Below are 18,387 nucleotides of genomic sequence, written 5' to 3' on the forward strand. Positions count from 1 at the left end.
GTCGATCGCCTTCATCACCGACGACGGCACCATCTCCGACATTGCCGAGATGAAACCGCAGACGGAAGACAACCACTGCCCGACCAAGGCCGGCGTTTATGCGCTGGAAATGAACAAGGGCTGGTTCGCACGCAAGGGGATCAAGCCCGGCATGAAGGTGGGTGGGCTGCCCCGCTAAAGCGCAAGTACCTACAACAACAGAGAGGAGACCGCCGCATGCACGCTTTCGACAACAACCGTCGCCGCTGGATGCGGCAAGCCGGCGCGCTGGCCGTGGGCGCCGGTGCAGCGTCTGCAGGCTGGCCGCTCGCAGCCTCCGCCGCCAACGCGTTCGACCAACCCAAGGGTACGCGGCTGATCCTGCTGGGCACCGGCGGCGGGCCAACGCCCAAGAAGAACCGCTCGGCGCCGGCGCAGGTGATCGTCATCAACGGCGTGTCGTACGTGGTCGATTGCGGCAACGGCGTGGGGCGCCAGTACGTGAGTGCCGGGCTCAAGCTCAAGGACATCCGCCACGTCTTCATCACGCACCAGCACTCTGACCACAACGCCGACTACGGCACGCTGATGCTGCTCGCCTGGGCCACCGACCTGACCGGCCCCGTCGACGCCTGGGGCCCGCCCCCGCTGGCCGCGATGACGACCAAGTTCCTTGAACTGTACGACTACGACATCCGCACCCGCATCGCCGACGAAGGCCGCCCGCCGCTGGCGCCGATGATCCACCCGCACGAACTGACCGAAGGTGGGCTGGTGATGCAAGACGCCAACGTGAAAGTGACGAGCGCACTGGTCAAGCACCCGCCGGTATCGCCGGCATTTGCGTTCCGCTTTGATACGGCGGACCGCTCCATCGTCATCTCGGGCGATACGGCGCCGAGCGAAAACCTCGTGCGCCTGGCCTACGGCGCTGACGTGCTCGTGCACGAGGTCATGCACCTGCCCTCACTCGACAAGCTGCTCTCCACCGAGCCCAACGCCAAGACGCTGCGCGAGCACTTGCTGGCCAGCCACACCTCCACCGAAGACGTCGGCCGCATCGCCACCGAGGCCAAGGTGAAGACGCTGGTGCTGTCGCACTTCGTGCCGGGCGGCTATCCGTTCCTGGAAGATTCCGTCTGGCTGGATGCGGTGCGCCCGCACTTCAAGGGCGAGATCATCGTCGGGCGTGACTTGCTGGAAGTCTGACGCGGCTGATTACCGCGTTGTCTCGCTGCAGTCGCGGTAGAGCATGTTGCGATTGCCGGGCAGGGTCTCATCGGTCAGGAAGCCGGTGGGGCCCTTCGTCCACCAGACGTACTGGCCCGACGCGTAGCGCGCACCTGAGGCCGCAATCACATTGGCAAAGACGAGCGTCTTGCCGTCGAGCACCATGGACGCCAGCGGCGACTCCCCCACTGTCATGTATTTCACGGTCAGCGTCTTGCCACCCTCGCAGGTGTAGCGCACATCGCGCGGGTCCTTGATCGGCAATGCCGTGTAGGCACGTGCCTGGTCGATGGCCTTGTTCAGGCCGGCCTTGGCGAAGTCGAGCGCGGTGTTCAGATCATCAGACGACATGCCGGGCACCGGCGATTGCTGCGCCACGGCCACGCCGCTGAAAACACCCGTAGACAACGCCACGCCAAAGATCAAAGCAGTTGCAGAACGTCGCATCGATCAGTCTCCTTGCAAGGTCAACAGAACCCGTTAGACGCGCGTGCACCAAAAAAGTTAGTCGGCTGCGGCAGCGTCCACGTTTGCACCGGTCTTGAGGACGAACGGCGTCGGCTCCAGGCGTTGCGGTAGTTCGTCAGACAACGCACGGGCGGCTTCGGCAAAGCATTGCACCAGGCTATCCGCCAGCGAAGACGGTGCATGGTGCTCGGCACGCATGGCGCGCACCTCAAACGTCTGCGCCGGCTCCAGCGCGAAGAGCGCGATGCGGTCCATGCTGCCAGTCGCAGCCGTAAACTGATCGAGCATCGTCACGCCCAATGACTCCTCCACCAGCGAGCGCGCCAGCGAATACGTCTGCACCTCCAGCGTCGATTGCGGTGCCAGCCCGCCGCGCGCCAGCGTCTGCCCGACCAGCGAGCCGAGCGAGATCTGATCTTCCAGCCCGATGAACGGCTTCTCCGCGACCAGCTTGTGCAGCGCGCGCCCATCCGTCTTGCCCCCCACCCAGGCGCGCGGCGCGGCCAGCAGGATGCGGCCCTGCGCAACGGGCCTGGTGCTGATGGCGGGATGCACGGGTGGCGCAAAGGCGAAGCCCACATCGATGTCTTGGGAGAGCAGGCCCTGCACGATCTCGGCCGTGTGATGTGTGAACACGCGCACCAGCGTATCGGGATGCCGCTGCGAGAAACGCCGCACGGCGGGCGCGAGGATGCTCGGTGCCAGGCTGGGCGTGGCTGCCACGCGCAGGCGCCCTGCCCCCTTGTGCCGCAGGTTGGCCGACACGCGCCGTACGCGCTCGACCTCCTGATACAGGCGCTCGACCTCGGAGAACAGTTCAAACGCCTCCGCGGTGGGCTGCAAGCGGCCCTTGGTGCGATCGAACAGGCGAAAGCCGAGCTGCAGCTCGGTATGCTGCAGCACACGCGTCACCACCGGCTGTGACACGTTCAGCATGCGCGCCGCTTCGCTGACCGTGCCGACCAGCATCACCGCGCGAAAGACTTCGATCTGGCGCAAACGCATGGCCGCCGATCCTCACAATCCGAGTCTGAAAGCGCCGATTGTGACATCCGGCGCCGGTCTCCGGCTAGGCAGGCATGGCCGGCGCGCCCTCTGCCTCCAGCGCATCCAGGAACACGCGCACCTTGCGCGGCACCAGCTTACGGGCCGGCATCAGCGCGTAGACGCGCAGCGCGGTCAGTTCGAAATCGGGCAGCACGCGCACCAGGCGGCCGGCGGCGACTTCCGTATCACCCACGGAGCGCGCCATGCGCGCCACGCCCAGGCCACGCACGGCGGCGCGGGCACGCATCTCGGCATTCAAGGTCTGCAGGCGCGGCTGGATGGGAATTTCAATGGGCTCGGCCGTGGGTTCGCCGACGGGGCGGAAGGCCCAGCTTGCATCGTCGGGGCCGGACAGACACGGCCAGCCCGCCAGATCGGCAGGCGTCTTGAGCGGCGGGCGTTCCGCCAGCAGGGTCGGCGATGCGTACAAACCGCGCGGAATCAGCACCACACGCCGCGCCACCAAGGACGAATCCGGCAACACCTGATCGACCATCACAAAGACGATGTCGTAACCGCTGGCCAGCAGATCCGGCTGCTCCCACGAGATGTGCACCTGAATCTGGAGGTGCGGATACTTCTCCAGCGTGCGGCACACCGGCTCGGTCAGATGCTGCGCGCCCACCTCGTACGGCGCGGCGATGCGCAGCGTGCCGGCCACGGTCTCGCTGGCGGCAGTGGTGTCGGCGTGGACTTCACGCAGGCGCTCGAACAGTGGCGCGATGTCATCGTAGAAATGCGAGCCGGCCTCGGTCAGGCGCAGCTGGCGCGTGGTGCGGGTCATGAGCCGCACACCGAGCGCGGCCTCCAGCCGGGATACGGCGGCGCTGGCGGTCGATTTGGGAATGCCCAATGCCTCGGCGGCGGCGGTAAAGCTGCCGGCCTCCACCACGCGGCAGAAGGTTTCCCAGTCGTTCCACTCCATTGTTCGCATGACTGGACAGTGTTCCTAGAGTTGGCCGTTTATCCGGCTGGCGGGCAAGTTTATGCTCGGGCACATGTCGCTGCAAATCCTTCCGCCCGCCTCTCTGCGGGCGTTTCCCCATTTTTCTTCGGCTCGCATCCACGCTTTTGGCCTGGCGGTGGGCCTGGCCACGGGCCTCGATTTCGTCTCTTCTCAGATGATGGCCGTGGCGGGCCAGCATATCCAGGGCGGCGTGCATGCCAGCCCGGATGCGTATCTGTACGCCGTCACCGCCTATGCCGTGGCAGCCGTGGTGGCCAACTTGGCCATCGGCCGCATTGCCGCGCACGTGGGCTACCGGATGTTCGCGCTGGCGGGCATTGTGCTGTTCGGCATCGGCTGCGTGGTCTGCGCAACCTCCAACAATATTGGCGAACTCGTCATCGGCCGGACCATCCAGGGCCTGGGCGCGGGCGGGCTGTTCTCGGCCTCGCGCATTCTGGTACAGCTCACCACCGAGCCCGACGAGCGCATCCCGCCCATGCTGATGTTCAGCGTCGGCCTGTTCGGGCTGACGACCATCGCGCCGTGGATCTGCGCCGAGGTACTGGAATACAGCGAATGGCGCGTGATCTTCTGGCTGGAACTGGTGCTGGCCGTGATCGCGTGGATTGCGATGTTCTTCCTGCCACCGGAACGCCATCAGCCGCGCACACGTGCCGCGCGCCGCCCGCACGAAGCCCCGCCGGCAGATGGCGAATGGGACTGGATTGGCGTGGGTGCCATCGCCATCGGTGCGTTGTCGTTACTGATGGGCTTGTCGGAGCTGCGCTATAACCGGCTGACCGCATCGCCCGTGATTCCGCTCTTGCTGCTGGGTGGCGCCGCTGCGCTGCTGCTGGCCATCCACCGCCTGCGCACGCACCGGGACCCGTGGCTCGATCTCTCGCGCCTGAGCGGCCGCCGCTACCTGTGGGGCATCGGCTTCTACGGCGTGTACTACCTGATGAGCGGGTATTGGTCGTACCTGTTTCCGGCGGTGTCGCAAGGCGGGCTGGGCTTCACGTTCCGCACCACCACGCTGTTCCTGATGATCAGCGGCGCGGTGTCGACCGTGGTGGCCGTTGTCATGACGATCTGGCTGCCGTTCTTCTTCCGCAAGCGCCGCTTTATCGCCATCGGCTTTGCCATCTATGCGGCGGCGGCATTGCTGCTGGCGACGAGCCTGATGCCCGGTGCGCCGGACTACGCGTTCTTCCCCGTGTCGTTTCTGGAAGGGATGACGCCGGGGACGGTGATGATCCAGATCGCGATGATGACCTACCTCGATCTGGACCGCGAAGACTTCGCGCACGGCTATCAGATGAAGAACATCGCGCGCCAGTTCGCCACCGCGGTGGGCACGGGGCTGGCCGTGGTGTCGCTGCAGACCCAGCAGGCGGAATCACGCTCGCTGATCGTCGCGCATGTCACGCGCTTCACGTCGGACCTGCAGGCAGCCAACCCGCTCACGCCGCAGCGGTTGGCCAGCCTGTCGGCCGAAATCGACCGCCAGGCGACGCTGCTGGCGGGTACGCAGCTGTTCAGTTGGTTTGCGGTCGCGTGCGGCGTGTTGGCGGTGGTGGTGCTGGTGCAGCGGTCGCTGCGCTAAAAACGTTGCCCTAGGATTTCTGCACCGCGTACTTCCCCGGCCCCGTCACAGCCAGCAGGAACAGGCCGCCCATGATGCTGAGGTTCTTGTAGAACTGCACCATATTGGCAGTCTGCATGGCGCCGTCCACATTCCAGAAGGTGTGCGCGATGAGCGCGGTGCCCAGCACGAACAGCGCCATCAGCAAGGCCAGCGGCCGCACCCAGAAGCCGATCAGCAGCGCGATCCCCACACCGAACTCCATGATGACCGCGACGGCGGCGGCGAGCATCGGCATCGGTGCGCCCACCGTCCCCATGTACCCGACGGTGCCCTGGAAACCAGTCAGTTTGCCCCAGCCGGAAATCAGGAACAGCAGCATCATCAGCACGCGACCGAGCAGGATCAACTCGTCGCGCCAACGTTCGACAAACGCGTTCATGTCGGCCTCCGGGGCCTGTTGATGATGCCTAAAGTTTAGGCGCTGTAGCCCCAAGTGTGGTTTCGAGCGCATCGAGTACCGCCTGAATCACACCGTGCCGCACGTGCTCGCGTCGCTCGATCATGCCGACCGTGCGCACAGGCGTTTGCGGTGGCATGGGTAGCACGCGCAAGGCCGGGTCACTCTCCCAGCTCGCGCGGCGCAGGCGCGGCACCAGCGTCACGCCCACCTGCTGGCGCACCAGTTCGACAATCGCCTCGATCGAGTTGACCTCAATGAATTCGTTGACGCCCATGTGCGTCTTGCGCAGGGCGCGGTCAATGAGTGCGCCCGTGCGTACCGCGCGGTCAAAGCGCAGGAACGGATGCGTGCGCAAGACCTCTTCTGCACGGCCGCGCGTCTGACGCCCCGCCACCACGACCAGCGGCTCGGTATAGAGCGGGTGCCAAGCCAGGTTGGCGGGCAGGCGCTCCAAGTGCTCGACCACCAGCGCGCCATCCAGCTCACCTGCCTCCACCTGCTCGGCAAGCTCGCCGGATTTGCCCGTGATCAGCCTCACATCGAGCCCCTTGTGCGCCTGCTTGAGCCCAGCCACGGCGTGTGCCAGCGAGCCCATCACCGACACCACCGCGCCAATCGCCACCGCGCCGGCCAACTCGGTCTGCGGTTCATCGCCGATGCGCATGGCGTCGTACAACGACAGCAGGTGCTCGGCCTGGGGCAGCAGTGCGCGGCCATGCGCGTTGAGCGTGACGGTGCGCCCGGAGCGGTCGAACAGGTCACGGCGCAACTCGGCCTCCAGCGCACGCATCTGCAGGCTGACGGCAGCCTGCGTGAGCGCCACGCGCTCTGCAGCGGCGGCAAACGAGCCATGGCGCGCCACGGCAACAAAGGTGCGGAGAAAGCGGACGGTGCTCACGGTAATGCGTGGACGACTCTCAAGTTTTTCTTAAGCAATATCCAACGAATTTTAGCTTTATTAAATTTCGTTCACCGCAAATAATCATCCGATCCACTGAACCCGCCCCCATCCCTGAGCCATGGCCCACCGCTTCGATTGGCAGAACCCCTACCCCACCGTGCGCATTCCGCTGTTTGCGCGCAATGTTGTCTCCACCTCGCACCCGCTGGCTGCACAGGCCGGATTACGCATGCTGCTCGCGGGCGGCAGCGCGGTGGATGCGGCGATTGCTGCGGCGGCCATGCTCACCGTGGTGGAACCCGTTTCGTGCGGCCTCGGCAGCGATGCCTTTGCCATCCTGTGGGACGGTAAAGAACTGCACGGCCTGAATGCCTCCGGCACGGCACCGCAGGCGTGGAACCTGGAGTACTTCCGCAACAAGTACGGCGAAGACGCAAACGGCACGCCCAAGCGCCCGACGCGCGGCTGGGATGCGGTGACGGTGCCCGGCGCCATCTCGGCCTGGGCGGCCCTGCATTCGCGCTTTGGCAAGCTGCCGTTTGCCGACGTGCTGGAACCGGCCGCAGAGATTGCCGAGCGCGGCTACACCGTCTCGCCCATCGTCGCGCACAAGTGGGCGGCCGCCATTCCTGATCTGCAGAACCAGCCGGGCTACGCACAGGCTTTCATGCCGCACGGCCGCGCGCCGGAAGTGGGCGAGAAGTTCATCCTCGGCAATGCCGCCGCCACTCTGCGCCGCATCGGCCAGACCCACGGCCGCGATTTCTACGAAGGCGAACTCGCCGAGCGCATTGCCGCGTATGCGCACGAATGCGGCGGCGCCATGACCGCGCAAGACCTGCGCGACTACCAGCCCGAGTGGGTCAAGCCGATCACCAAGCGCTACCGCGGCTACGACCTGCACGAGATCCCGCCCAACGGCCAGGGTATCGCCGCGCTCATCGCGCTGGGCATTCTCGACCGCTTTGATCTGGGCGCCCTGCCCGTCGACTCCGCCGACTCGCAGCATCTGCAGATCGAGACGATGAAGCTGGCGTTTGCCGATCTCTACAAGTACGTGGCCGATCCGCGCTCGATGGAAGTCACGCCCGAGCAGATGCTCGACGATGCGTACCTCGATGCGCGCGCCAAGCTGATCGACATGGGCCGTGCGCAGGTGCCGACCTTCGGCATGCCGCGCGCCGGCGGCACGGTGTACCTGACGGCCGCCGATGAGAGCGGCATGATGGTCTCGTTCATCCAGTCCAACTACATGGGCTTCGGCTCAGGCGTGGTGGTGCCGGGCACCGGCATCAGCCTGCAGAACCGCGGCTTTGGCTTCTCGATGGATGCGCGCTCGGCCAACGTGGTGGAAGGCGGCAAGCGGCCGTTCCACACCATCATCCCAGCCTTCCTCACCAAAGACGGCAAGCCGCAGATGAGCTTTGGCGTGATGGGCGGCGACATGCAGCCACAAGGCCACCTGCAGACGCTGGTGCGCATGCTCGACTACAAGCAGCAGCCGCAGGCCGCGTGCGATGCGCCACGCTGGAAGGTCAACCGCGATTTCACGCTCGACGTGGAGGCCACCATGAATGCCACCACCGTCGCCGCACTGGAAGCCCGCGGGCACAAGCTCAAATCGGTGGCCGACCCGTACATGGATTTCGGCTCGGGCCAGTTCATCTGGCGCCTGTCGGACGACGCTGACCATGGCTACGTGGCTGCCAGCGACAGCCGCCGCGACGGGCACGCTGTGGGCTTCTAGACAACGCCACACGAGCGCGCTGCTTCGTCGGCTGGGCCGAAGCAGCGTGTTGCAGTTCCCATAAAAACACGACCCGGCCGGCACCAAAGGAACCCTCATCATGACCGCCCCCACTGCGGCAGGCGTTGCTGCGCCCGCTCGTCCTGTAAAAACCGATGCGGCCCACACACGCCGCATCGTCATCTCGTCGTCGATCGGCAATGCGCTGGAGTGGTACGACTTTCTCGTCTACGGGTTCTTCGCGTCCATCATCGGCAAGCTGTTCTTTCCGGCGGATGACGAGTGGGTATCGCTGCTGTTTGCGGTGGGCAGCTTTGGCGTGTCGTTCATCACACGGCCGGTGGGCGCGATCGTGCTCGGCATGTATGCCGACAGGAAGGGGCGTAAGGCCGCGCTTACGCTGTCGATCCTGTTGATGATCGTCGGCACGCTGGCGATTGCCGTCATGCCGAGCTATCAGCAGATCGGCATCGTTGCGCCGGTCACCATCCTGCTGGCGCGCCTGGTGCAAGGCTTTGCGGTGGGTGGCGAGTTCGGCAGTGCGACAGCCTTCATGGTGGAGCACAGCACGCGCGGGCGCGGCTACTACGCAAGCTGGCAATTCGCCAGCCAGGGCATTGCGACCATCCTTGCGGCTGGGCTGGGCGCACTGCTCACGGCATCGCTCACACCGGCGGACCTGGAGGGCTGGGGCTGGCGCCTACCGTTCATCTTCGGCCTGCTGGTCGGCCCGGTCGGCTTCTACATCCGCCGCCATCTCGACGAGACGCCCGAGTTCGTTGCCGAACAGAAGAAGACCACGGTCGACCCGCAGGCATCGTTCAAGGCGCAGTGGAGCAACCTGCTGCTGGCGGTGGGCGTGGTGGCGCAGTCCACCGTGTCGGTGTACGTGCTGCAGCTCTACATGCCGACGTATGCCGTCAAGCAACTGCATCTGCCGGCGGCGCAGTCGTTCGCCGTGGTGGTGCTCAACGGCGGGCTGCAGTTCCTGCTGTCGCCGGTCATGGGCGCGCTGTCGGATCGCATCGGCCGCATCCGCATCATGCTCACCACGTCGGTGCTGATGATCCTGCTGATCTATCCGATGTTTGCGCTGCTGCGTGCGTACCCGACCATCGGCGCACTGCTGGCGCTGCAGGCCGTATCGGGCATCTTCAAGGCGGCGTACTCGGGGCCAATGCCCGCATTGATGTCGGAGATCTTCCCCACGCGCGTGCGCTCAACGGGGCTCTCGCTCGGCTACAGCCTGGGCGTGACGCTGTTTGGCGGGTTCGCGCCATTCATCGTCACGTGGTTGATTCATACGACGGGCGATACGCTGGCGCCGAGCTACTACGTGCTGACGGCAGCTGTGGTGAGCGGCATCTCGCTCACGATCATCGCGCTGCGCCATCGCAAAGCGGGGCGTGCTCCCTGAGCATTTACTCATTCTTTACACCGCCCCGCTGCCCTTTTTCACGCTTTTTACGAGCGAACCGATACGGTGTCGCCATGTTCAACGACATGGCGACGCGAGCCGTCGCCCTTCATCATGGGCCGATCCATGCTCCTGTCTTCGCTCGTTCCGCATCTGCTGCCGCCCTCGCCGGCAGCAGCGCCCCGTGTGGCCGCGACACCTGCGGCTACACCTGCACGCCAGTACGTGTGCTTGCGTGTCACGGTACCGAGCGATGCACCACATGCGGTCCGCCGTCAGCTGCATGCGCTGCTGGGCGAAACGCTGGGCCTGTACATCGTCCAGCATGACGCGCGCCGTCACATCATCAGCGTTGACCTGGAACTCGTGCAAGCCGATGTGGATGCCGTCATGGGCGCGCTGCTGCGCGGCCTGCCACGCGCTACGCTCGGCCGCATCACCCCGCTCAAACGCGGGCATACCCACCTGCTGCACTGAGGCACGTCATGTTCTCAGGTATCTGGATTCCGCTGGTCACGCCCTTTCACGATGACAAGGTCGATACGGCTGCACTGCGCCGTCTGGTGCGTCACTACCAAGCGGCAGGCGTGGCTGGCTTCGTCGCGCTGGGCACCACAGGGGAAGCCGCGCTGCTCTCACAGATTGAGCGTTACACCGTGCTGGAGACCATCGCAGAGGCGTGTGGCGAGAGCGAGGATGGCGGCACACCCTACCTGATCGGCGTGGGTGCGGCCGACACGCGTGAGGTCTGTGCGCAGATCCGCCACTACGAGCGCTGGAACAGCGCAGGCTACCTCGTGCCACCGCCGTACTACGTGTGCCCGTCGCAGGCGGGCTTGCGCTGGCACTACACGCAGGTAGCGGCCAGCACGTCGCGGGCGGTGGTGCTCTACAACGTGCCCAAGCGCACGGGCGTGGCCATCGCACCGCATACCTCGCTGGTACTGGCCGAGCAGGCGAACATCGTCGCCATCAAAGAATGCGTGGCCGACAATTTTGGCGCGCTGCAAGGCGGTCCACTGGATGTGCTGAGCGGGGATGACAGCGCGCTGCTCGACTGCCTCGCGCACGGCGGCGCAGGTGGCATTCTGGCCGGAGCGCATATCCGCCCCGAGTTGTTCGTGGCGCTGGTGGAACACCACCGCGCAGGCCGCATCGACGAGGCCAGGCGGCTGGCCCACGCACTCGCGCCGCTGGCTGCGCTGCTGTTTGCGGAGCCCAACCCGGCGCCGGTCAAGGCGCTGCTGGCCGAAGCCGGGCACATCGGCGAGCAGACACGCGCACCGATCCTGCCGGTCACGGAATCGTTACGGCGCCGTCTGGTTGCAGCCTTGCAGGCTTTGGAGCCTGTCGAGGCCGACCGCGCACTGCGACTGGCCTGATCTCTGCGTTCAAGCCGCCTCTTACGCGCCCTTGTACCAGTGCGCGTTCCAAGCGCTGACCGCCCTGCGGTACGTGGCGTGCCGCGTGCCGCGATGGTGGCGGCGCGGCGTGCTCGCGACGGGGCCGTCACTGTCAACGTCGTTGGCAGATTCCGTCGCCGCTACGGTGTGCGCAGCGGCAGGCGACACCTGCGAGTAGACACGCTGCTCCATGCGGTCGCGTGCCGCCTCGACCGGGTCAGGCTGCCCAGCTTGCATGGTTGCAGCGCTGGCCGGGGTCGCCGCCATCGCCGCGCTCATCGCGTCGCTGGCCTGCACGGCGGTGGACGTATGCCCAGCCAGACCGCGCACCCACGGCGCGTGCACCATCCCCACGTAGATTGCGCCCGTCACGGCAATGAACGCGGCCGCCACATTGGTAAATGCACCGCTGACGATGGCGCGGGAAGCACGCGTCCACCACGGCTTGCGCGCAAGCTGCGCTTGCGGCACGTCAGACACCTCTGCAGGGTCGACATAGGTGGCAGCCAGTTGCGGTGTATCCGCGGGTTCGGGTGGCTGGGTGGTAACGGAAGCGGGCAAGCGCATGGCGAGAACTCGAGATCGTGGGTCGGCAACATCGCACGTTGCCGATCGTTATTCGGGAATGGCCGCAGACACGCACGTGACAGCATGGCGCTGCCGGGTGGCTCCGTTGCGGCGATCAGCCTTGGTTAGCAAGTTCCTTGCCGGGTGTTGTGCGTTGCGGCAAACACCCGCCAACCCTTGCCAGTGCTGGCGCTCGCCCCAGGAACAGACGATTTGGCCATCCGACGGAGTGCCCGTGTGCATGCAAGGCAGGTAGACTTTGCAAAGTTTACCGGGTGTGACACCCGAGTCTGCACATCATGGGAGAAAGACGTGCGTTGGGATGACATGCGCGAAAGCAACAACGTTGAGGATGAACGCGCATCCTCGGGTGGTGGATTTGGCGGTGGCGGCATGCGGCTGGGTATCGGCGGTATCGCCATCGTGGCGGTGGTTGGCCTGCTGATGGGCAAGAACCCGCTGGAAATCCTGGGCATGGTGATGCAGGTGTCGCAAAACGCGCCCACCACGCAGAGCACGCAGCACGCACCCGCCCGCCCCACCGGCGAGACCGACAACGACCGCAGCAAGCAGTTGGTCTCGCACGTGCTGGGTGATACCGAAGACACCTGGTCGCAACTGTTCAAGCAGGCCGGCCGTGCTTACCAGCCGCCCAAGCTCGTGCTGTTCCGCCAGGGCATCCGCTCGGGTTGCGGCGACGCCACCTCCGCCGTCGGCCCGTTCTACTGCCCGGCCGATACCAAGGTCTACCTGGATCTCGGCTTCTTCGATGAGCTGCGCCGCAAATTTGGTGCGCCGGGCGATTTTGCGGCGGCCTATGTCGTCGCGCACGAGGTGGGCCACCACGTGCAGAACCTGCTGGGCGTGTCGGAAAAGGTCAGCCGTGCGCAGGCAGGCAAGTCGGAGCGCGTGGCCAATGCGCTGTCGGTCAAGCTGGAGCTGCAGGCCGATTGCCTGGCCGGCGTATGGGGGCACTACGCACAGAAGCGTGGCCTGCTGGAGCGCGGTGACCTGGAACAGGCGCTCACCGCGGCCCACGCCATCGGCGACGACACCCTGCAGCGCAACGCCGGCCGCAGCGTCACGCCCGATGCCTTTACGCACGGCACGTCGGAACAGCGCATGCACTGGTTCCGCCAGGGCTTTGATGGCGGCGATATCCGCCAGTGCGATACGTTCAAGGCCGGGGCAGACGCCTGATCGGCGCACATGAAAAAAGGGCGTGCCCGCAACAGGCACGCCCACGATCTGTACAACGGCCGACTTATCCGTTGCTGTACAGAGCTTGATCGATGCGCAACACCGTTCTGGTGTGGCGCCCGCTTCTTCCCCCTTTAGTTGTACGTGTAGATCGTGCTCTTGGCGCTGTTGTCCAGCATGCGATAGCTGAAGTTCAGCGAACGTGAGGTGCTGGTCGTCAGCGCGGGAACTTGCTGTCCACTCGGCAGACTGATGACCGCCGACGTGGCCCCCTTGGGCACTGCTGTCTGTGCGCTGTATGTGCCGGCAGAATCAATGGTGACCGCAACGCCGCCGATTTGTTGAGCCGAAACGTTCTGCACCCAATCCACCGTCAACGACGTCAGGGCGCCGCTCAGACTGCTGTTGGTCGGATCAAGCGCTGCCAGCGACTGGTTCCCGGGCGTATTCCACGGCAGATTGACGCCCTGCGTTGCCGCGACGAGGTCCGTCAGAAGCGTCTTCCGGATGCTCAGATCCGGGCTCGCCACATTTGTATTCGAGCCGTAGAACAGTGCGATCGTGTACTTCACCCCTTTGGTAACGGCGGTTGGGTCGAGGTTGTCTGCAGACTGCGCCCAGGTGACGCCACTGGGGTTGGCGCTCACCAGTTGAGAGGCCGCTGAACCGCTGATCCCAGTGGTCTTGGAGATCCAGAAGTTCGGGCAGTTGTAGGTTGGCGTTTTGGTGGTGGATGTATTCCCGCACTGGTAGGTGGCGGGAATCGCTCCTGTCTTGTTGGCCAGGTCCATGTAGACCTGGCCGCTCACCACCGGCGGAATGAAAACCAGCCCCGCCTGCGGCAACCCTGGACCCGTCACGATCGCATAGCTCAGATTGCCCTTGCCGTTGATGACGGTGCCAGGACCGGCCGCATTGATCAGGAACTGGACCCCGTTGCGGAAATGACTGAAGTTTCCGGAGCTTGGGTTGAACTGCTCGATGCGCCGGATGACCGTCTTGGCCGTGATGTCTACCGGCTGCTGATTGCCCACCAGCCACCAATTCGACGCATGCGCGCTCGATGCCCCCGCCGTGATGAAGCGTGCCGTCGTGATCAGGTTGCCCGGGTTGCCGTTGGCGTCCAGGTACTTGATGTTCACGGTCGCTTCATCCAGCCCGGATGCGTTGGACGCTGCCGGAGAGAACGACATGATCTCTGGCACGCTGAACTGCGCGCCCGTCATCGTGCTGCTGGTCAGCAGGCTGTAGAGCCACTGTCCACCGTTGTAGCCGTTGTGCAGGAAGGCGATGCCGCCCGCGTTGCTGGTGTCCGACACGATGTTCTGGCAGGCCGCACCAAACGACGTCACGGTGGCGCCACCCTGAGTGGCGGGCACGGTGGTGTCGGTGGCCACCGCACGCTGCGCGACGGGCTGCGCGAAGCAGGTGGTCAATGCGCTCGCCATGGCCTGCACACCCTGCGTCAGGGTCGAAACATTGGCAGCCGGTGCGGGGAGCGTGGAACCACCGCCACTGGCCGTGGCCAGCGGCACCGGGGGTGTGGTGCTACCCACCGTCGACAGCTGTAACTGGCCGCTGCTCGGGTCTTTCGACACCTTGACGATATCAAGCACCTGGTCGGCGGTATTGCCGCTGGAAGACGCCGTGGCGGCCGAGATGCTGGTACCGAACGGGTCATAGTTGGCCGGTGCGCCAATGGCGCTGAGCACGGACGCCAACTGTGCGACCACGTTGGCCGTCACCGTCTTGAGCGCCGTCGCGTCCACTGTCTTGGCGTTGACCACCGTCAGCGGATTGCCGTCCGGTGAGAGCTGCGCAACGATGGCGGTCGTCAGCGGCGTGGCGTTGAGCGTGAGTGGCGAGCCAGCCGGCGGCGTGACGGTGGTCACGCTCACCAGCGGTGCAGTGTTGCCCGTCGGGTCGGTCACCACGACGAAGAACGGTGCGGTCTCGCCCGCCTTCAACGTGCAGGTGTACGCGCCCAGCGCGGTGGTGGTGATGGCGGTTTCTACGCACGGCGAATTGCCGGCGCTGTCAGTCACAGCCACGTTGGCGTTGGGCAACGCGCTGCCGGTGGCGGCCGTGCCGGTCAACGATGCCGAGGCAGGTGTGGTGGTGCCGCCGCCGGCGCTGGTCGAACTGCTGTCCGATCCACCACAGCCAGCGACCAGGAGCGCCACTGCCAATGCTGCCGCTGTCAAGACAACAGTGCCCGTATGCCGGCCGCGGCCGGTGCTGTTCGTTTGCATGAGACCCCCGTGCGTTGGTTCTACCGATTTCCCGTGGATTCAGCCGGGTGCGCTCTGACGGCGCATGCCGGATGCCGTGATGGCTGTCCTAGCCACAACGACACGCCGGTCATCGTAGAAACGCCAGCCGGGCAGCGCATCCCCAATTTTGGGGATGGTGCAAACGGACAACGGAGGGGGGATTCCTCGCCTGGGAATCAGCGCCCGCCAGAGCAATCCAGCAGCGCACCAGTCACGTACGACGCTGCGTCGGAGAGCAGCCAGACGATGGTCTCGGCCACTTCTTCCGGCTTGCCCGGGCGGCCGATGGGGGTGGCGGAGCCCAGCCGCTGTGCGCGGTCAGGCTGTCCGCCCGAAGCGTGGATGTCGGTCTCGATCAGGCCGGGGCGTACAGCGTTCACGCGCACGCCGTCGCGGGCCAGCTCGCGCGCCAGGCCCAGCGTCATGGTATCGACCGCGCCCTTGGACGCCGCGTAGTCTACATACTCGTGTGGCGAGCCCAGCCGCGACGCCGCAGACGACACATTCACCACCGCACCGCCTACGCCACCGCGCGACGTCGATAACCGCCGCGCCGCCTCACGCGCCACCAGAAAGGCGCCCAGCACATTGGTCTCGAACATCGTGCGCAAGCGGTGCGTGGTCATGTCGGCCACGTCCTGCGCCTCGGCCACGATGCCGGCGTTGTTGACCACACCGTGTAGCGGCCCGAAGCGCCCGGCGGCGGCCTCGAACAAGGCGATCACATCCTCATCGCTCGATACATCGCCCTGCACCGCCAGCGCGTGTCCGCCGGCCTGTTCGATCAGGCCGACCGTCTCCTCGGCTGCGGCGCGATTGCCGCGGTACTGCAGCGCAACAGACCAACCGCACTGCGCACACAACACTGCCGTGGCGCGGCCGATACCCCGGCCCCCGCCGGTGATGACGATGGTCTTGGACATGCTTGTCTCCCGATGTGTTGTTGTGTTCGCATTGTGCCGGGGGATCGGTTTTCAGGCACAGAGGGAGTTGTCCGAATCCGGCGAACACATGCGACCCGACAGGGCTAGACTAGGCTCCAAACTCCCCGACCACCACCATGCATCTCGACCACGACGCCTGCTACCACGCCGTGCAATCGCGCGACCGGCGCTTTGACGGTTGGTTCTTCGTGGGCGTGACTTCCACCGGCGTATATTGCCGGCCGATCTGTGCAGTCCGTACACCGCAGCAGAAGAACTGCCGCTTCTTCATCGCAGCCGCCGCGGCCGAGCGCGCGGGCTTTCGCCCGTGCCTGCGCTGCAGGCCGGAGCTGGCACCAGGGCACAGCCTGGGCGAGATGTCGTCCAATCTCGCGCGCGCGGCCGCCCGCATGATCGACGAGGGTTTCCTGCAAGAGCACGACTTGGCGGCACTGGCGGCTGCCGTGGGCGTGACGGATCGCCATCTGCGACGCATCTTCCGCGCGGAGTTCGACGTCTCCCCCATTGAATATGCGCAAACGCAGCGCCTGCTGCTCGCCAAGCAACTGCTGACGGATACGACCCTGCCCGTCGGCGACGTAGCCTTTGCCGCCGGTTTTGGCAGCGTGCGGCGCCTGAACAGCGGGTTTGCCGAACACTACGGCTTTGCCCCAACGCGCCTGCGCACCCGCACTGCCGTTGCAGCGGCCACGGATGACGGCCCCACGCTCATGCTCGGCTACCGCCCACCGTTCGCGTGGCACGCACTGCTCGACTTCCTGCGCGCCCGTGCGGTCGATGGCGTGGAGGTGGCCGATGCCGACAGCTACGCACGCACGATCACCGTCGACTATGCCGGTGCACGGCATACCGGCTGGCTGCATGCGCGCAACGTGCCGCAACGCCATGCCATCGCACTCACCCTGTCGGCCAGCCTGCTGCACGCCATGCCACCCGTGCTGGCCCGCGCACGGCGCCTGTTCGATCTGGATTGCCGGCCTGACATGGTGGACGCGCATCTTGGCGCGCTGGCGGACGACATGCCGGGCCTGCGCGTGCCCGGTGCAGTGGACGGCTTCGAGATTGCGGTGCGCGCCATCGCGGGGCAGGTGATTTCACTGGCGCAGGCGCGGCGCATCCTGGCACGCATGACGGCTGCGCATGGCACCGCGTTGGCGCAACCGCGCGAGAGTCTCTCGATGACATTTCCATCCCCTGCCACGCTGGCACGGGTCGACCCGCACGCGCTGTCTGTCGAAACCGGCCTGCAGGCCAGCCGCGCCGCTGCGGTGGTTGAACTTGCCCGCGCCATCGATAGCAGCCAGTTGCGGCTGGAGCCGCTGGTGCCGCTCGCCCCCACGCTGGCCGCACTGCAGGCGTTGCCCGGTATCGGCGAATGGACCGCGCAGTACGTCGCCATGCGTGCGCTCGGCTGGCCCAACGCGTTTCCGCTGGGCGACTACGTGCTGCGCAAGCGCCTGGCCAACGGCGATGGCGCCTTACCCACGCGCCGCGCCATGATCGAGCGCGCCGAACCGTGGGCCCCGTGGCGCGCTTACGCCGCCATGCATCTCTGGCACCGCGACGATGCGCTCCACCCTGAGCCAGCCGACGCACCCGTTGCCGTGACGAGCTGACCGCCATGTACCGCCACACCTTCCCCTGCCCACTGGGCGATCTGCTGTTGACTGCCACGGGCACGCATCTGACCGGCGCGTTCTTCACCGGCCAGAAGACGATTCCCGTGAACGCCGCGTGCATGGCACCGGGCGCTGACTTATCGATCATCCGTGAAGCGCAGGCGCAGTTCGAGGCGTACTTTGCCGGCAAGCTGCACGTCTTCGATCTGCCGATGGCACCTACGGGCACCTCGTTCCAGCAGGATGTCTGGCGCCTGCTGTGCGAGATTGGCTTCGGCCAGCGCAGCACTTATGGCCAGATCACAGCGCACCTGGGCCTCACGCGCGAGCACGCACGTGCCGTGGGCACGGCGGTGGGGCGCAACCCGATCTCGATCGCCATCCCCTGCCACCGCGTAGTGGGTGCCGACGGCGCCCTCACCGGGTATGCCGGCGGCCTGCCGCGCAAGGCCGCGCTGCTGCGGCTCGAAGGCCACCCCGCGCAGGTGGGTGAACGGCTGCCGATGCTTGACGACAACCGCCAGGGCACGCTGGATCTGGTATCAGCGTAAAACGATTGAAGCGCGGACAATGGCGTCCGCCCCCTCCCGATTTC

General features: G+C 65.9%; 18 protein-coding genes. 10 read left to right on the forward strand and 8 right to left on the reverse strand.

Annotation, left to right across the window (positions count from 1 at the left end; translation table 11 throughout):
- Together JHD73_RS04810 and JHD73_RS04815 are read left to right on the forward strand one after the other, a co-directional pair.
- Positions 1-178 (forward strand): DUF192 domain-containing protein (locus JHD73_RS04810; RefSeq protein WP_199028330.1); only part of this gene is annotated, 178 nt, incomplete at its 5' end.
- Positions 179-216: 38 nt separating this feature from the next.
- Positions 217-1,188, forward strand: a complete 972-nt coding sequence (locus JHD73_RS04815) for an MBL fold metallo-hydrolase (protein WP_199028333.1) — start codon at positions 217-219, stop codon at positions 1,186-1,188.
- A 9-nt stretch (positions 1,189-1,197) separates the two neighbouring features.
- Here JHD73_RS04815 and JHD73_RS04820 read toward each other — a convergent pair whose 3' ends face one another.
- From JHD73_RS04820 to JHD73_RS04830, 3 genes are all read right to left on the reverse strand, one after another.
- Positions 1,198-1,656 (reverse strand): MliC family protein, encoded by a 459-nt coding sequence (locus JHD73_RS04820; protein ID WP_199028335.1) that lies wholly within the window; start codon positions 1,654-1,656, stop codon positions 1,198-1,200.
- 57 nt (positions 1,657-1,713) lie between these two features.
- A complete protein-coding gene (locus JHD73_RS04825; protein ID WP_199028337.1) occupies positions 1,714-2,682 on the reverse strand; it encodes a LysR family transcriptional regulator in 969 nt (322 codons plus the stop codon).
- Positions 2,683-2,746: 64 nt separating this feature from the next.
- Positions 2,747-3,649, reverse strand: a complete 903-nt coding sequence (locus tag JHD73_RS04830) for a LysR family transcriptional regulator (RefSeq protein ID WP_199028427.1) — start codon at positions 3,647-3,649, stop codon at positions 2,747-2,749.
- Between the two features lie 73 nt (positions 3,650-3,722).
- On the opposite strand from JHD73_RS04830, the gene JHD73_RS04835 reads away from it, so the two are divergent.
- Positions 3,723-5,279, forward strand: a complete 1,557-nt coding sequence (locus JHD73_RS04835; RefSeq protein ID WP_199028339.1) for an MFS transporter — start codon at positions 3,723-3,725, stop codon at positions 5,277-5,279.
- Between the two features lie 10 nt (positions 5,280-5,289).
- Here the strand turns inward: JHD73_RS04835 and JHD73_RS04840 are convergent, their stop codons facing one another.
- Both JHD73_RS04840 and JHD73_RS04845 read right to left on the reverse strand, forming a co-directional pair.
- The gene (locus JHD73_RS04840) at positions 5,290-5,700 is read right to left on the reverse strand and encodes a DoxX family protein (RefSeq protein WP_199028341.1); all 411 of its coding nucleotides are present in this window, start codon (positions 5,698-5,700) and stop codon (positions 5,290-5,292) included.
- A gap of 28 nt (positions 5,701-5,728) precedes the next feature.
- Positions 5,729-6,619: a LysR family transcriptional regulator gene (locus JHD73_RS04845; RefSeq protein ID WP_199028343.1), complete on the reverse strand. Its 891-nt coding sequence runs from the start codon at positions 6,617-6,619 to the stop codon at positions 5,729-5,731.
- 121 nt (positions 6,620-6,740) lie between these two features.
- Here JHD73_RS04845 and JHD73_RS04850 point away from each other — a divergent pair, with 121 nt between their 5' ends.
- The 4 genes from JHD73_RS04850 to dapA all read left to right on the forward strand — a co-directional run bounded on the left by JHD73_RS04850 (position 6,741) and on the right by dapA (position 11,168).
- Entirely contained in the window at positions 6,741-8,369 is a 1,629-nt protein-coding gene (locus tag JHD73_RS04850; protein WP_199028345.1) for a gamma-glutamyltransferase family protein, read from the forward strand.
- A gap of 100 nt (positions 8,370-8,469) precedes the next feature.
- Entirely contained in the window at positions 8,470-9,786 is a 1,317-nt protein-coding gene (locus JHD73_RS04855; RefSeq protein WP_199028346.1) for an MFS transporter, read from the forward strand.
- Between the two features lie 126 nt (positions 9,787-9,912).
- On the forward strand, positions 9,913-10,263 hold the full coding sequence (locus JHD73_RS04860) for a hypothetical protein (protein ID WP_199028348.1): 351 nt from the start codon (positions 9,913-9,915) through the stop codon (positions 10,261-10,263).
- An 8-nt stretch (positions 10,264-10,271) separates the two neighbouring features.
- On the forward strand, positions 10,272-11,168 hold the full coding sequence (gene dapA / locus JHD73_RS04865) for a 4-hydroxy-tetrahydrodipicolinate synthase (protein ID WP_199028350.1): 897 nt from the start codon (positions 10,272-10,274) through the stop codon (positions 11,166-11,168).
- A 21-nt stretch (positions 11,169-11,189) separates the two neighbouring features.
- Here the strand turns inward: dapA and JHD73_RS04870 are convergent, their stop codons facing one another.
- A complete protein-coding gene (locus JHD73_RS04870; protein ID WP_199028352.1) occupies positions 11,190-11,756 on the reverse strand; it encodes a hypothetical protein in 567 nt (188 codons plus the stop codon).
- Between the two features lie 312 nt (positions 11,757-12,068).
- On the opposite strand from JHD73_RS04870, the gene JHD73_RS04875 reads away from it, so the two are divergent.
- On the forward strand, positions 12,069-12,956 hold the full coding sequence (locus JHD73_RS04875) for a neutral zinc metallopeptidase (RefSeq protein ID WP_199028354.1): 888 nt from the start codon (positions 12,069-12,071) through the stop codon (positions 12,954-12,956).
- Positions 12,957-13,090: 134 nt separating this feature from the next.
- Here JHD73_RS04875 and JHD73_RS04880 read toward each other — a convergent pair whose 3' ends face one another.
- On the reverse strand, positions 13,091-15,208 hold the full coding sequence (locus JHD73_RS04880; protein WP_199028356.1) for a hypothetical protein: 2,118 nt from the start codon (positions 15,206-15,208) through the stop codon (positions 13,091-13,093).
- Positions 15,209-15,405: 197 nt separating this feature from the next.
- The gene (locus JHD73_RS04885; protein ID WP_199028358.1) at positions 15,406-16,152 is read right to left on the reverse strand and encodes an SDR family oxidoreductase; all 747 of its coding nucleotides are present in this window, start codon (positions 16,150-16,152) and stop codon (positions 15,406-15,408) included.
- A gap of 137 nt (positions 16,153-16,289) precedes the next feature.
- Between JHD73_RS04885 and JHD73_RS04890 the strand changes: the two genes are divergently transcribed.
- Both JHD73_RS04890 and JHD73_RS04895 read left to right on the forward strand, forming a co-directional pair.
- Positions 16,290-17,789 carry a DNA-3-methyladenine glycosylase 2 family protein gene (locus JHD73_RS04890; RefSeq protein WP_199028360.1) on the forward strand — a complete coding sequence of 500 codons (1,500 nt, stop codon included), beginning with the start codon at positions 16,290-16,292 and terminating at the stop codon, positions 17,787-17,789.
- Positions 17,790-17,794: 5 nt separating this feature from the next.
- A complete protein-coding gene (locus JHD73_RS04895) occupies positions 17,795-18,343 on the forward strand; it encodes a methylated-DNA--[protein]-cysteine S-methyltransferase (RefSeq protein ID WP_199028362.1) in 549 nt (182 codons plus the stop codon).
- Positions 18,344-18,387: the final 44 nt, after the last annotated feature.

The sequence above is a fragment of the Ralstonia sp. ASV6 genome (genome assembly GCF_016429285.1).
Classification (GTDB): domain Bacteria; phylum Pseudomonadota; class Gammaproteobacteria; order Burkholderiales; family Burkholderiaceae; genus Ralstonia; species Ralstonia flaminis.

Excerpts from the sequence above, each read along its gene's own strand:
- JHD73_RS04815 (WP_199028333.1), top strand. The coding sequence starts at position 217 with ATGCACGCTTTCGACAACAACCGTCGCCGCTGGATGCGGCAAGCCGGC.
- JHD73_RS04820 (WP_199028335.1), bottom strand. The coding sequence starts at position 1,656 with ATGCGACGTTCTGCAACTGCTTTGATCTTTGGCGTGGCGTTGTCTACG.
- JHD73_RS04825 (WP_199028337.1), bottom strand. The coding sequence starts at position 2,682 with ATGCGTTTGCGCCAGATCGAAGTCTTTCGCGCGGTGATGCTGGTCGGC.
- JHD73_RS04830 (WP_199028427.1), bottom strand. The coding sequence starts at position 3,649 with ATGGAGTGGAACGACTGGGAAACCTTCTGCCGCGTGGTGGAGGCCGGC.
- JHD73_RS04835 (WP_199028339.1), top strand. The coding sequence starts at position 3,723 with ATGTCGCTGCAAATCCTTCCGCCCGCCTCTCTGCGGGCGTTTCCCCAT.
- JHD73_RS04840 (WP_199028341.1), bottom strand. The coding sequence starts at position 5,700 with ATGAACGCGTTTGTCGAACGTTGGCGCGACGAGTTGATCCTGCTCGGT.
- JHD73_RS04850 (WP_199028345.1), top strand. The coding sequence starts at position 6,741 with ATGGCCCACCGCTTCGATTGGCAGAACCCCTACCCCACCGTGCGCATT.
- JHD73_RS04855 (WP_199028346.1), top strand. The coding sequence starts at position 8,470 with ATGACCGCCCCCACTGCGGCAGGCGTTGCTGCGCCCGCTCGTCCTGTA.
- JHD73_RS04860 (WP_199028348.1), top strand. The coding sequence starts at position 9,913 with ATGCTCCTGTCTTCGCTCGTTCCGCATCTGCTGCCGCCCTCGCCGGCA.
- dapA (WP_199028350.1), top strand. The coding sequence starts at position 10,272 with ATGTTCTCAGGTATCTGGATTCCGCTGGTCACGCCCTTTCACGATGAC.
- JHD73_RS04870 (WP_199028352.1), bottom strand. The coding sequence starts at position 11,756 with ATGCGCTTGCCCGCTTCCGTTACCACCCAGCCACCCGAACCCGCGGAT.
- JHD73_RS04880 (WP_199028356.1), bottom strand. The coding sequence starts at position 15,208 with ATGCAAACGAACAGCACCGGCCGCGGCCGGCATACGGGCACTGTTGTC.
- JHD73_RS04885 (WP_199028358.1), bottom strand. The coding sequence starts at position 16,152 with ATGTCCAAGACCATCGTCATCACCGGCGGGGGCCGGGGTATCGGCCGC.
- JHD73_RS04890 (WP_199028360.1), top strand. The coding sequence starts at position 16,290 with ATGCATCTCGACCACGACGCCTGCTACCACGCCGTGCAATCGCGCGAC.
- JHD73_RS04895 (WP_199028362.1), top strand. The coding sequence starts at position 17,795 with ATGTACCGCCACACCTTCCCCTGCCCACTGGGCGATCTGCTGTTGACT.